The following is a 13248-nucleotide window of genomic DNA, read 5'->3' as shown; positions in this document are numbered from 1 at the left end:
CCGTGTCGTGGCCTGCCGTCACGCCGTGGCACGCATGAGCTGGAGGGGGATCACCATGTCTGTTTCCGTCGAACCCACCGGACCTGAGGTCACGGAATCCGCGGAGGAGTCGGCGCAGGCGCTCAGGCCGCACGCCGAGGACGCCTTCGCCGCCGAACTGGCCGCGCTCGCCGCGCAGGACGACCGGCCGCGCCCCGCCCGCTGGCTGCTCTCGCCCTGGGCCGTGGCGACGTATCTGCTGGGCGGCACGCTGCCCGACGGCACCGTGATCACCCCGAAGTACGTGGGGCCGCGCCGCATCGTCGAGGTCGCCGTCACCACGCTCGCCACCGACCGGGCCCTGCTCCTGCTCGGGGTGCCGGGCACCGCCAAGACCTGGGTGTCCGAGCACCTGGCCGCCGCGGTCAGCGGCGACTCGACGCTCCTGGTGCAGGGCACGGCGGGCACACCCGAGGAAGCCATCCGGTACGGGTGGAACTACGCGCAGCTGCTCGCGCACGGGCCGAGCCGCGACGCGCTGGTGCCGAGCCCGGTGATGCGGGCCATGTCCGAGGGCATGACGGCACGCGTCGAGGAGCTGACCCGCATCCCGGCCGACGTACAGGACACGCTCATCACGATCCTGTCGGAGAAGACCCTGCCCGTACCGGAACTCGGCCAAGAGGTGCAGGCCGTGAGCGGCTTCAACCTCATCGCCACGGCCAACGACCGCGACCGCGGCGTCAACGACCTGTCCAGTGCCCTGCGCCGCCGCTTCAACACCGTCGTCCTTCCGCTGCCCGAGAGCGCCGAGGCCGAGGTCGACATCGTCTCGCGCCGCGTCGACCAGATAGGCCGCTCCCTCGACCTTCCGACCGGGCCCGAGGGCATCGACGAGATCCGCCGCGTCGTCACCGTGTTCCGCGAGCTGCGCGCGGGCGTGACCGCGGACGGGCGTACGAAGGTGAAGTCGCCGAGCGGGACCCTGTCGACGGCCGAGGCGATCTCCGTGGTCACCAACGGTCTCGCCCTGGCCACGCACTTCGGGGACGGGGTGCTGCGCCCCGGCGACGTCGCCGCGGGCATCCTCGGGGCGGTGGTGCGGGATCCCGCGGCGGACCGGGTGATCTGGCAGGAGTATCTGGAGGCGGTCGTGCGGGAGCGCGACGGGTGGAAGGACTTCTACCGCGCGTGCCGTGAGGTGAGCGCATGACGACGGCCACGCAGGGGACCGCGGGTGCCGGGGCCGGGGCGGACGGGCCGCTGCTGCTCGGCGTGCGGCACCACGGGCCCGGATCCGCGCGGGCCGTGCGCGCGGCGCTCGACGCGGCGCAGCCGCGGGTGCTCCTCGTCGAAGGGCCGCCGGAGGCGGACGGCCTGGTGGGGCTCGCCGCCGAGGCCGGGATGCGGCCACCGGTCGCGCTGCTCGCACACGTGGTGGACGAGCCGGGCCGCTCGGCGTTCTGGCCGCTCGCCGAGTTCTCGCCCGAGTGGGTGGCGATCCGGTGGGCGGTACGGCGCGGGGTGCCGGTGCGCTTCATGGACCTGCCGGCCGCGCACACGCTGGCACAGGGCCGTGAGGAGCCGGGGGCCGGGGAACCCAGAGACCACGGGGAACACGGGGAACCCGGAGAGCACGGGGGCGCGTCCGCTGCCGGGGCCGGGGAGGCCGTGCGGATCGATCCGCTGGGGGCGCTCGCCGACGCGGCCGGGTACGACGACCCGGAGCGCTGGTGGGAGGACGTCGTCGAACACCGCGCGGGAGGCGGTGACGCGTACGCGCCCTTCGAGGCGCTCGGTGAGGCCATGGGAGCGCTGCGCGAGACGTACGGCGACGGCGGGCACGACCGGGACCTGGTGCGCGAGGCGTACATGCGGCTCCAGGTGCGGGCGGCGCAGAAGGAGTTCGGGGCCGCGGGTGTCGCCGTGGTGTGCGGGGCCTGGCACGTGCCCGCACTGCGGCAGAAAACCTCCGTGGCGGCCGACCGGGCGCTCCTGAAGGGGCTGCCGAAGGTCAAGGTGGACATGACGTGGGTGCCCTGGACGCACCGCCGCCTCTCACGGCACAGCGGTTACGGGGCGGGCATCGACTCGCCCGGCTGGTACGGCCATCTGTTCGGCGCGCCCGACCGGCCCGTCGCCCGTTGGCTGGTGAAGGTCGCGCGGCTGCTCAGGGAGGAGGACCGGATCGTGTCGTCCGCGCACGTCATCGAGGCGGTGCGGCTCGCCGACACGCTCGCCGTGATGCGTGGGCGGCCGCTGCCCGGGCTCACCGAGACGATGGACGCGGCGCGGGCGGTGCTGTGCGAGGGCTCGGACGTGCCGCTCGCTCTCGTACACGACCGGCTCGTCGTCGGGGACGTGCTCGGCGAGGTGCCGGAGTCCGCGCCTGCCGTGCCGCTCCAGCGCGACCTCACCCGGGTCCAGCGCGGGCTCCGGCTCAAGCCGGAGACGCTGGAGCGGGAGGTCGAGCTGGACCTCCGTAAGGACACGGACGCGGCCCGCAGCCGGTTGCTGCACCGGCTGCGGCTGCTCGGAGTGGCCTGGGGGGAGCCGGTCGAGTCGCGCGGGAGCACGGGCACGTTCCGGGAGACCTGGCGGCTGCGGTGGGAGCCCGAGCTTTCGGTGCGGGTCGCCGAGGCCGGGGTGTGGGGGACGACGGTCCTCGGCGCGGCCACCGCCAAGGCGGCGGCCGACGCGGTGGACGCGCCGGCGCTCGCCGAGGTCACCGCCCTGGCCGAGCGGTGTCTGCTCGCCGAGCTGTCCGAGGCGCTGCCGGTGGTGATGCGGGTCCTCGCCGACCGTGCCGCGCTCGACACCGACGTCGGTCAGCTGGCGCGGGCGCTGCCCGCGCTCGTGCGGTCGATGCGGTACGGGGACGTACGGGGGACGGACACCGGTGCGCTGGGGGAGGTGGCGCGCGGGCTCGCCGAGCGGGTGTTCGTCGGGTTGCCGCCCGCGTGCGTGGGCGTCGACGCGGACGCCGCGAGGGCCATGCGGGGGCACATCGACGCGGTGCACCTGGCCGTGGGCCTGCTGGGTGACCTCATCGCCCGGGGCGAAGGGGACGGGGCCGGGGGTCCCGGCTCCGACGACGGGGACACCGGGTGGGGCGGCAGGCCGCGGTGGGCGCGGGTGCTGCGGGCGCTCGTCGAGGGGGAGCGGGTCGCCGGGGTCGTGCGTGGCCGGTGCGCCCGTCTCCTGATGGACGACGGGAGCCTGGACGAGGGGGAGGCCGCGCGGTTCATGGGGCTCGCCCTGTCACCCGGGACCGAACCGGCCGAGGCCGCCGCGTGGATCGAGGGGTTCGTCGGGGGCGGCGCCGGGGGCGGGATGCTGCTCGTGCACGACCCTCGGCTCCTCGGGCTCGTCGACCAGTGGCTGACGCGGGTGCCGGAGGATGCCTTCGTCGACGTACTGCCACTGCTGCGGCGTACGTTCGCCGCGTATGAGCCCGGCGTGCGCCGGTCCTTGGGGGAGCTGGTGCGCAGAGGCCCGGGCCGGGCGGGCGAGGCGTCGCCGTCCGAGGGCGCGCCGGGCTTCGCGCCCGACCTCGACCGCGACCGCGCGGACGCGGTACTCCCGGCCCTCGCCCTGCTCCTAGGCCTCGGCGACCACCTCACCGACGGGCCCGAGGGAAGCGCCGCGGACGGGGCCGAGCGGAGCGGGGCCGCGCCCGTCGGCCGGGGGGCGGCCGGGCAGGACGGCACCGTGGACGGCGGGACCGGACGGAACGGGAGCTGGCTGGTGGGGGCGGCGTGAGGGCGGGGACGAGTAGGGGAGTGCGGGGGGGGCGGAGGTTGAGGGCGTAAGCGGAGCGGTGGGCGTGACTGGGGCGGTGGATATGAGCGGCGTGGCGGACGTGAACGGAGCGGCGGACATGGATGGGGCGGTGGATGTGAGCGGCGCGGCGGACGTGAGGGGGGCGGTGGATGTGAGTGGCGGTGAGGGTGGAGGGGAGCGGTTGCGGCGGTGGCGGATGGTGCTGGGTGGGGACGGGGCGGACGGGACCGGGTGTGCGCTGAGTGGTCGGGACGCCGCGATGGACGGGGCGCTCGCCGCGCTGTACGGGGGAGCGGGGAAGAAGGAGCGCGGGCAGGGGCGGTCTGCCGGGCTCGGGGCGTCGGCGCCGTCGGTCGCGCGCTGGCTCGGGGACATCCGGACGTACTTCCCGACGTCCGTGGTCCAGGTCATGCAGCGCGACGCCATCGACAGGCTCGGACTGTCCGCGCTGCTCCTGGAGCCCGAGATGCTGGCGGCCGTGGAGGCGGACGTCCACCTGGTCGGCACCCTGCTCTCCCTCAACAAGGCGATGCCCGAGACGACGAAGGAGACCGCGCGGGCCGTCGTGCGCAAGGTGGTCGAGGACCTCGAGAAGCGGCTCGCGACCCGCACCCGGGCCACGCTCACCGGGGCGCTCGACCGCAGCGCACGCGTCAGCAGGCCGCGCCACCGCGACATCGACTGGAACCGCACCATCGCGGCCAACCTCAAGAACTACCTCCCCGAGTACCGGACGGTGGTCCCCGAGCGGCTCATCGGGTACGGCAGGGCGGCGCAGTCGGTGAAGAAGGACGTCATCCTCTGCATCGACCAGTCCGGTTCGATGGCGGCGTCCGTGGTGTACGCCTCCGTCTTCGGCGCGGTGCTCGCCTCGATGCGGTCCATCAGCACACGGCTCGTCGTGTTCGACACGAACGTCGTGGACCTGACGGACCAGATCGACGACCCCGTGGACGTCCTGTTCGGCACGCAGCTCGGCGGCGGCACCGACATCAACCGGGCGCTCGCGTACTGCCAGGCGCAGATCAGCCGCCCCGCGGACACCGTCGTCGTGCTGATATCCGACCTCTACGAGGGCGGGATACGGAACGAGATGCTGAAGCGGGTCGCGGCGATGAAGGCATCCGGCGTGCAGTTCGTGACGCTGCTCGCGCTGTCCGACGAGGGGGCACCCGCGTACGACAGGGAGCACGCGGCGGCGCTCGCCGCCCTGGACGCACCGGCCTTCGCGTGTACGCCGGACCTGTTCCCGGACGTGATGGCGGCGGCGATCGAGCGGAGACCGCTGCCCGTACCGGACGCGCCCGCGCAGCGGTGAGGGCGGGCACGTCCCCGTGGTGCCCGCCCGCGCGCACCGCCTGATCACGTGCGCACACGCGAGCAAACGGGCGGGCGCCCTAGATCTGTGACCGTCATCACCGCGCAAATGTGACCTGCGATTTAGGGACGCACGTCCCGCGGCGATAACCTGCGAGACGGACATGCCGCGTACCGGACTTCCGTCTACGCCTCCCTAGTGACAGCGCAGTCACGTTGCCCTTCGCGGCACGCCCACGCAGAGCACGCAGAGACTGAAGCCGCTGCCTAGCGTCAGCGGCGCGAGATCACTGAAAAGGGACGGACGCGCGTGGACCTGTTCGAGTACCAGGCGAGGGACCTCTTCGCCAAGCACGGTGTACCGGTGCTGGCCGGTGAAGTCATCGACACGCCTGAGGCGGCGCGCGCGGCGGCTGATCGCCTTGGCGGCAAGTCGGTAGTGAAGGCGCAGGTGAAGGTCGGTGGCCGCGGCAAGGCCGGCGGTGTGAAGCTGGCGGCGACGCCGGACGAGGCCGTCGCCCGCGCGACGGACATCCTCGGCATGGACATCAAGGGCCACACGGTCCACAAGGTGATGATCGCCGAGCTGTCCCCGGAGATTGAGGCGGAGTACTACGTCTCGTACCTCCTGGACCGCACCAACCGCACCTTCCTCGCCATGGCGTCGGTGCAGGGCGGCATGGACATCGAGGAGGTTGCGGAGAAGACCCCCGAGGCCCTCGCGAAGGTCCCGGTCAACGCCGTCGAGGGCGTGGACATCGAGAAGGCCCGCGAGATCGTGGCCCAGGCGAAGTTCCCGGCCGACGTGGCCGAGGGCGTCGCCGAGGCGATGGTGACCCTGTGGGACACCTTCGTCGCCGAGGACGCGCTCCTCGTCGAGGTGAACCCGTTGGTGAAGACGAAGGACGGCCGCATCCTGGCCCTGGACGGCAAGGTCTCGCTCGACGAGAACGCCGACTTCCGTCAGCCCGACCACGAGGCGCTCGAGGACAAGGACGCAGCCAACCCGCTCGAGGCTGCCGCCAAGGCCAAGAACCTCAACTACGTCAAGCTCGACGGCGAGGTCGGCATCATCGGCAACGGCGCGGGTCTCGTCATGAGCACCCTGGACGTCGTCGCGTACGCCGGTGAGGCGCACGGCGCCGTGAAGCCCGCCAATTTCCTCGACATCGGTGGCGGCGCCTCCGCCGAGGTCATGGCGAACGGCCTGGAGATCATCCTGGGCGACCCGGACGTCAAGTCCGTCTTCGTCAACGTCTTCGGCGGCATCACCGCCTGCGACGAGGTCGCCAACGGCATCGTGCAGGCCCTGGAGCTCCTGAAGTCCAAGGGTGAAGAGGTCACCAAGCCGCTGGTCGTGCGCCTCGACGGCAACAACGCGGAGCTGGGTCGCAAGATCCTGTCCGACGCCAACCACCCGCTGGTGCAGCGCGTGGACACCATGGACGGCGCGGCCGACAAGGCCGCCGAGCTCGCCGCGGCTGCGAAGTAAGGGATAGAGGGACTCAGACCACCATGGCTATCTTCCTCAACAAGGACTCCAAGGTCATCGTCCAGGGCATGACCGGTGCCACGGGCATGAAGCACACCAAGCTCATGCTGGGTGACGGCACCAACATCGTCGGTGGCGTGAACCCCCGCAAGGCGGGCACCTCCGTCGACATCGACGGCAACGACATCCCGGTCTTCGGTACGGTCGCCGAGGCGATGGAGAAGACGGGCGCCAACGTCTCCGTCCTCTTCGTGCCGCCGGCCTTCGCCAAGGCCGCCGTCGTCGAGGCGATCGACGCCGAGATCCCGCTCGCGGTCGTCATCACCGAGGGCATCGCCGTCCACGACTCCGCCGCCTTCTGGGCGTACGCGAAGTCCCAGGGCAACAAGACCCGCATCATCGGCCCGAACTGCCCCGGTCTGATCACGCCGGGTCAGTCGAACGCCGGCATCATCCCGGGCGACATCACGAAGCCGGGCCGCATCGGCCTGGTCTCGAAGTCGGGCACGCTGACGTACCAGATGATGTACGAGCTGCGTGACATCGGCTTCTCGTCGGCCGTCGGCATCGGTGGCGACCCGGTCATCGGTACGACGCACATCGACGCGCTCGCCGCGTTCGAGGCCGACCCCGACACCGATCTGATCGTGATGATCGGTGAGATCGGTGGTGACGCCGAGGAGCGCGCCGCGGATTTCATCAAGGAGAACGTGTCGAAGCCGGTCGTCGGCTACGTCGCGGGCTTCACCGCGCCCGAGGGCAAGACGATGGGCCACGCCGGCGCCATCGTCTCCGGCTCCTCCGGCACGGCTGCCGCGAAGAAGGAGGCCCTTGAGGCCGCCGGTGTGCAGGTCGGCAAGACGCCCACCGAGACGGCGAAGCTGGCCCGCGCGATTCTCGCCGGCTAGCGCCGGCACGTCCGGTTCGCTCGAACGCGGGCCCGCACCCACTCCGCGTGGGGTGCGGGCCCGCGTTCTTGTTGTCCCGCCTGTGGGGTCGGGGTGCGCCGGAGGGGTTGGCTGCTCCGGTTGGGGCGGTGGGGTCGGCGCGTGTGGGTGGGTGGTCCGGCGCCGGGGTGCTGCGCCCACCCGTGCCGCCCTGCGGCACGATTGCCCGCAGCGGTGCGGAGCGGGGTGCCGCCCCGCACGCCCTGCGCGTGGGGGTGCTCGTCGTCCCGGCCGCGGGGGTCGCTAGCGGGGTAGCGGGGTCAGTCTTGCCGGGGTGTTGCCCGGTTCCTTGCGGAGTTTCTGGCGCAGGGACTCCTCGTCGTACGAGAGCGGGCCCGGGCCCATGTGCGGGGGGACGCCGCTGATGGCTCTGCCGGGGGACTGGGGCGGCTCGTAGCGGGTGGGGGCGGTGCGGACGGTCAGGGCCGTGGCGCCGATGATCAGGGTGGTGAAGGCGATGGCGGCCCTGGTCCAGACGCGGGCCCGGCGCTCGCTGCCGATCCGTACCCGCGCCGGACGCGGCAGCCGCAGCCGCTCGGTGCGGCCGAGGGCGTCGAGGCCCCGGTGCAGTTCGTCGGGGCGGCCCGCCGTGTCGGGCAACTGCTCGGCGACGGCGTCGCGGGCGTTCATCAGGCGGTACGCGGCGGCGGGTGTGCTGGCCTCGGTCTCCGCCGCCGTCTCCGGCAGGTCGAGCCCGACGCCGTCGTAGAGCAGCAGCGTGCGGCGCTGCGCGGGCGTCAGGCTGAGGAGTACGCGCAGCAGCGCGCGGTCCGCCTCCTCGGCGGGCGGTACGTCGGGACGGCGGTAGGCGGGACGGAACCGGTGCCAGGGGGACAGCGCGTACTCGTGTGCCACGGCGCGTACCCAGCCCGCCGGGTCCCGGTCCACGGCCACCTCGGGCCAGCGCTGCCAGGCGTGCTGGAAGGCGCGCTCGACGGCCTCCTCGGCCAGGGCGCGCCGCCCCGTCAGGGCGAACGCCTGCCGTACGAGGGTGGGGGCCGTGCCGGCACAGAGCGCGTCGAAGGCCTCCTCGGGCCCACGGGGCGGCCCCGAGGCCCCGACACCGGGACCCTCGACCTCCGCCCCCTCCGCGCCAGACGCCGCAACCTCGCCTTCCGTGCCGTGGGCTGCCCCGTCACCCACTGCGCCGCGTGCCGCAGCCGCGCCTTCCGTGCCGTGGGCTGCCCCGTCACCCACTGTGCCGCGTGCCGCAGCCGCGCCTTCTGTGCCGCGTGCCGCAGCTTCGCCTCCTGAGCTGCGGGCCGCAGCCTTGCCCCCTGGGCTACGGGTTGCCTTCTTGCCCACGGAGCCGCGGGCCGCCTCTGTGCCGCGGGCCGTGGTCTCGCCCTCCGTGCCGTGGGCCGCTTCTTCACCCGCTGAGCCGTGTGCCGCAGCCGCGCCTTCTGTGCCGCGTGCCGCAGCTTCGCCTCCTGAGCTGCGGGCCGCAGCCTTGCCCCCTGAGCTGCGGGTTGCCTTCTTGCCCACGGAGCCGCGGGCTGCCCCTTCGCCCTCTGTGCTCCGGGCCGTAGCCTCGCCCTCCGTACCGTGGACCGCCTCTTCGCCCACAGTGCTGTGGGCCGCCTCGCCCCCCGAGCCGGGGGTTGCCTCCTCGCCCAACGGGTCGCGGACCGCCCCCTCGTCCACTGAGGTACGGGCCACCCTCTGCCCCACCGCGTCGCGGGCCCCCTCGGAAGCGTCCTCACCCGAGGCGCCCCCGCCTTCCGGCACGTCCCCCTTCCGGGGGTCACCGGCGCCGGGCCCCGGGGCCCCGGCCTCCGCGATGCTCGCCAGAAAGCGGGCATACGCCGCGCGGCGGCGGCCGCTGGGCTGGGTGCGGCCCGTCTCCCAGCCGCGGACGGTGGTACGGGAGACCCCCAGCTTCGCGGCGACCTCGGTCTGGCTCAGCGACTTCGCCTCGCGCAGTCTGCGGCGTTCCTTGGGGGACGGCAGCGAGGGGGCTCCCCCTGGTCCGGACGAGGCCGAGCGCTTGGGGGCCGCGGGACTCTGGGACATGACTAGCCGATCCGCCGTTCGAAAAAGTACATAAACGTATATTGGGCGACACATCCGGCATTCGCCTGTTACGCGAAGAAAGCGCGTGTCGTTGGCAGCATGACCGTGTGACTCATCCGACTACGACCGACTCCGGTTCTCTGACGCTCTACCGGAAGCAGACGGCGCCGGGCCTCGGCACCTGTGTGATCGGCGGCGCGCTCGCCGCGGGGCTCGGGCTCGGCGTGTTCGCGGTCCTGGTGATGGGACTGTGGATCAGCTCGCCGTACCCGGACAGCGGACCCGACGGCGCGCTGCACGTCGCGGCCACCCTGTGGCTCCTGGCGCACGGCACGGAACTCGTCCGCGCCGACACGCTGTCCGGTGTGCCCGCGCCGGTGGGCGTCACCCCGTTGTTGCTGCTCGGGCTGCCCGCCTGGCTGGTGCACCGGGCGGCGCGGGACGCGGCCGACCCCGAGGGGCGGGCGCTCGGGGTGCGTACCGCCTGGACGGGTGTGGTGCTCGGCTATGTGTGCGTGGGTACGGCGGCCACGGTGTACGCGGCGGGCGGCGCCCTGCGCCCCTCGTGGCTGAGCGCGGCGGCGCACGTACCGCTCCTCGCGGTGGCGGCGGCGGGCTTCGGCGTGTGGACGGCGCAGGGGCGGCCCTACGGACCGCTGCCGGGGTCGCTGCGCCGTGCGGCGGGCGCGCTGCCGGTGGCCGGTGTGCTGCGTCGCTTCTTCGACGCCGAGCGCTCGCTCGCCGTGGGGCGGGCCGCGGTCGCGGGGGCGGCGGTCCTGGTGGCCGGGGGAGCGCTGCTCGTGGCGCTGTCGGTGGTGCTGCACGCGGGGCTCGTACGCGAGTCGTTCCTGGATGTCACCACGGTGTGGTCGGGACGGTTCGCGGTGCTCCTGCTGGCACTCGCGCTGGTGCCGAACGCGGCGGTGTGGGGCGCGGCGTACGGCCTCGGCCCCGGCTTCGTACTCGGGACCGGGACGGTGGTGTCACCCCTCGGTGCCTCGGCGGCGCCACTGCTGCCGCCGTTCCCGCTGCTCGCTGCGGTCCCGGAGGCGGGGCCCGGTTCGCCGCTCACCTGGGCGGCGGGGGTGGTGCCGGTCCTCGCGGGGTGGACGCTGGGGTGGTTCATGGCGCGGGCGGCGACGGCGGGGGACACGTCCTGGCCGGTGGGGCGGACGGTCCTTGGCGCCGTCCTCGCGGCGGTGCTGTGCGGGGCCCTGGGCGCGGTGCTCGCGGGGCTGTCCGGGGGGCCGATGGGAGTACGGGTGCTCGCCGACTTCGGGCCGGTGTGGTGGCTCACGGGCGCGATGGCCACGGGCTGGACGCTGGTGGTGGGGGTGCCGGTGGCGCTGGTCGTGCGCTGGTGGCGTACGAAGGCACGGATCAGGGCGAAGGCGGCGCTCCTTGAGGCGGCGGTGGCGCAGGCACTTCAGGTGGCTGCGCCCAGGAACACGCCAGGAGCACTCGGGTCACCCGGGTCACCCGGAGCACCCGGATCGCCCGGCCAGGCGGGACCGGCGCGTCCGGTTGCAGCCGCGCGTCCGATGGGAGCGGCGGGAGCGGCGGGGCCAGCGCGTCCGGCCGGTCCGGCGGCGGGAGGCCTGGCGGTCGGGAGCCCGGCGGTCGGGAGCCCGGCGGCCGGGAGTGAGAGGGCCAGAACCCCGGCGCCCCCGGGAGACGCGGCCCCCGAGGCAGAGGGCAGGCGCTGGCTCCGCCCCTCGGTACGGCTCCGCTTCTGGACCCGCCCCCACCCGGGGCCCGAGCCGCACCCCGCATCCGACAGCCGCCCGAAGCGCGAATCCCGCCCCGGGCCTAAGTCCCGCCCGGAGCCCGAGCCCCGCCTCGAACCCGAGCCCCACTCCGGTCCCGAGCCCCGTACACGTACCTGGTCCCAGCTCCGGCCCTGGCCCTGGTCAAGGTCCAAGTCCAAGTCCCGGACCAAGCCCCGGACCTGGCCCCTGCTCCGACCCCGGCGGAACCGCGACACCCCCCCGCCCCAACTTCCCCCCGCACCCCCGACCAACCCCGCACCTCCGACGAACCCCCCACCCACACCCCCACCCCCCGCCCGAGCCCCCGAACTCGACCCCTACGACTTCCTCTTCCGCCCGGTGGGCGACAACGCCCCCGCGCAGGACGGAGAACCGGAGCGGCCCGCATAGTCGACGCGACGTGGTTTCGGGAGGGCCGCTTCGGTGTGTATGATCATCACGTAACTTCGGTGCACGGCACGGGAGTCACGCGTCTGTGGTCCAAGGAAAGACGCCCATCATCCGATGGGAAATGTAGGTGCAAGGCCTGCCGGGCGCTCCAAAGAACGAAGGTCCCCTCACTCACCGGTGAGGGGACCTTCGTCGTTGTACGGGCGGCGCGAGGTCGTACGAGCCGCGCGAGATCGTGCGAGGCGTACGAGGTGTGCGGCGCACCCGCCCCCGGCTACCGGGGTGAGGCGCGCCGCACGGTCGCGGCGTCAGTCGCGGTCGGTGAGGAGCGGCCGCAGCCCCTTGGGCAGCAGGTCCTCGCAGGACTCCTGGGACGCGTTGGTCAGGGCGTCGTCACGGCACGTGTAGTAGTCCCGGTAGATCAGCTGCGCGGCGAACGTCGCGAGCACCATGACCAGCGCGAGGGAGGCCGTGACGAGGCCGCTGATCGCCGCCGTCGTCTGCGGCCGCGATCCGCTCGAGCTCTTCGGGGCGACGGCGGTCCCGGAGCCGCCCGGGCCGCCGGGCCCACCGGAGCCACCCGGCCCTTCGGCACCCGCCGATCCCCCCGACGCCGCCGGGACGGCCGCCGGAGCCGTCGGGTCCTGCACCCGCGGCCTGGCCCGCAGCGCGCTGATCGCCCAGTGGAGGCCGAGCGCACCGAGCAGCAGCGCCACGTACCGCCAGCCGAAGAGTGCGAAGAAGAACGCCCACATGCCGGAGAGCAGGGCGTAGCGCGCGCGGCGCTGGGCCGGATCGGTCGGGTCCCAGCGCGATCCGCCGCCCGATCCGCCGGAGCCGGAGTTGTCGGACCCCTGCCCCTGGCCGCGCGGCCGCTCGCCGAAGCCGCCGTCCGACGACCGTCCCGGCTGCCGGTCGCTCCACTGGCTGCCCCAGGGGGAGTCGCCGTGGCCGCCGGACCCGTCCTGGCCGCTGCCTCCGCCGGACCCCGACCCGCCGCCGGGCCGCCGCGGCTGCCAGGGCTGCTCGGGCGTGCCCTCGGGCGGCGGCGCGAAGGGATTGTCCTCGGACCGGCCCCCGGACCCACTGGACCCCCCGGGCCCACCGGAGCCCCCGGACTCACCGGGCCCACCGGGACCCCCGGACGCACTGGAGCCCCCGGGCCCCCCGGAGCCACTGGACCCCCCGGGCCCACCGGAGCCACTGGAACCTCCAGGCCCATCGGCCCCACCCTCCCCCCGAGGCGGCGAAGAAGACCGCCCACCATCCCGCAGCAGTGTCGACCCGCCCCACCCGGCGCGTGTCGGGGCGCCCGCGCCGGGAGCGCGGGACGGGCCGGGCGCGGCAAGCGCGAGCGTCGGTGGGAGGCGGAGGCTGCGGTCCGGCATCAGGTGTGCGTCTTCCCCTTGGTAGAGCTCGGCCTTGGTAGAGCCCGGCTGGTGGAACCCGCCGGCTCGGCGGAGCCGGCAACTCGGCGGTGGAGCTTGGCGACTGGCTGTGGTGGAGCTCGGCAGCCGGCTGTTCGGGCGGCTGCCCCCACAGACGCTACCTTCCGCCC

The 13248-nt window shown here is 74.0% G+C and carries 8 protein-coding genes and 1 pseudogene; 6 read left to right on the top strand and 3 right to left on the bottom strand.

Annotated features, from left to right (window positions below):
* Nucleotides 1–55 precede the first annotated feature (55 nt).
* The 5 genes from ACH4DX_RS13070 to sucD all read left to right on the top strand — a co-directional run bounded on the left by ACH4DX_RS13070 (nucleotide 56) and on the right by sucD (nucleotide 7479).
* Nucleotides 56–1192: an AAA family ATPase gene (locus tag ACH4DX_RS13070; RefSeq protein ID WP_398155098.1), complete on the top strand. Its 1137-nt coding sequence runs from the start codon at nucleotides 56–58 to the stop codon at nucleotides 1190–1192.
* Entirely contained in the window at nucleotides 1189–3741 is a 2553-nt protein-coding gene (locus tag ACH4DX_RS13065; RefSeq protein ID WP_398155097.1) for a DUF5682 family protein, read from the top strand. The genes ACH4DX_RS13070 and ACH4DX_RS13065 overlap by 4 nt, the downstream gene beginning before the upstream one ends.
* A 217-nt stretch (nucleotides 3742–3958) precedes the next feature.
* Nucleotides 3959–5080 carry a VWA domain-containing protein gene (locus ACH4DX_RS13060; protein WP_398155272.1) on the top strand — a complete coding sequence of 374 codons (1122 nt, stop codon included), beginning with the start codon at nucleotides 3959–3961 and terminating at the stop codon, nucleotides 5078–5080.
* A gap of 309 nt (nucleotides 5081–5389) precedes the next feature.
* Nucleotides 5390–6571 (top strand): ADP-forming succinate--CoA ligase subunit beta, encoded by a 1182-nt coding sequence (gene sucC / locus ACH4DX_RS13055; RefSeq protein ID WP_398155096.1) that lies wholly within the window; start codon nucleotides 5390–5392, stop codon nucleotides 6569–6571.
* A gap of 23 nt (nucleotides 6572–6594) precedes the next feature.
* The gene (gene sucD, locus ACH4DX_RS13050) at nucleotides 6595–7479 is read left to right on the top strand and encodes a succinate--CoA ligase subunit alpha (protein ID WP_398121964.1); all 885 of its coding nucleotides are present in this window, start codon (nucleotides 6595–6597) and stop codon (nucleotides 7477–7479) included.
* Nucleotides 7480–7761: 282 nt separating this feature from the next.
* Here sucD and ACH4DX_RS13045 read toward each other — a convergent pair whose 3' ends face one another.
* Both ACH4DX_RS13045 and ACH4DX_RS13040 read right to left on the bottom strand, forming a co-directional pair.
* Nucleotides 7762–9003 (bottom strand): RNA polymerase sigma factor, encoded by a 1242-nt coding sequence (locus ACH4DX_RS13045; protein WP_398155271.1) that lies wholly within the window; start codon nucleotides 9001–9003, stop codon nucleotides 7762–7764.
* Between the two features lie 315 nt (nucleotides 9004–9318).
* A pseudogene (locus tag ACH4DX_RS13040) lies at nucleotides 9319–9531 on the bottom strand (helix-turn-helix transcriptional regulator); the annotation flags it as partial.
* Between the two features lie 107 nt (nucleotides 9532–9638).
* On the opposite strand from ACH4DX_RS13040, the gene ACH4DX_RS13035 reads away from it, so the two are divergent.
* Nucleotides 9639–11690 carry a DUF6350 family protein gene (locus tag ACH4DX_RS13035; RefSeq protein ID WP_398155095.1) on the top strand — a complete coding sequence of 684 codons (2052 nt, stop codon included), beginning with the start codon at nucleotides 9639–9641 and terminating at the stop codon, nucleotides 11688–11690.
* A 308-nt stretch (nucleotides 11691–11998) separates the two neighbouring features.
* Here ACH4DX_RS13035 and ACH4DX_RS13030 read toward each other — a convergent pair whose 3' ends face one another.
* Complete coding sequence (locus ACH4DX_RS13030) at nucleotides 11999–13078, bottom strand: hypothetical protein (RefSeq protein WP_398155094.1); 1080 nt, start codon at nucleotides 13076–13078, stop codon at nucleotides 11999–12001.
* Nucleotides 13079–13248: the final 170 nt, after the last annotated feature.

Source organism: Streptomyces sp. NPDC017940 (genome assembly GCF_044328435.1).
In the GTDB taxonomy this organism is placed as follows: Bacteria; Actinomycetota; Actinomycetes; order Streptomycetales; family Streptomycetaceae; genus Streptomyces.
This window is presented reverse-complemented; position numbering and strand designations above follow the sequence as displayed.

Coding starts and splice junctions, on each gene's coding strand:
- ACH4DX_RS13070 (WP_398155098.1), top strand. CDS start 56: ATGTCTGTTTCCGTCGAACCCACCGGACCTGAGGTCACGGAATCCGCG.
- ACH4DX_RS13065 (WP_398155097.1), top strand. CDS start 1,189: ATGACGACGGCCACGCAGGGGACCGCGGGTGCCGGGGCCGGGGCGGAC.
- ACH4DX_RS13060 (WP_398155272.1), top strand. CDS start 3,959: ATGGTGCTGGGTGGGGACGGGGCGGACGGGACCGGGTGTGCGCTGAGT.
- sucD (WP_398121964.1), top strand. CDS start 6,595: ATGGCTATCTTCCTCAACAAGGACTCCAAGGTCATCGTCCAGGGCATG.
- ACH4DX_RS13030 (WP_398155094.1), bottom strand. CDS start 13,078: ATGCCGGACCGCAGCCTCCGCCTCCCACCGACGCTCGCGCTTGCCGCG.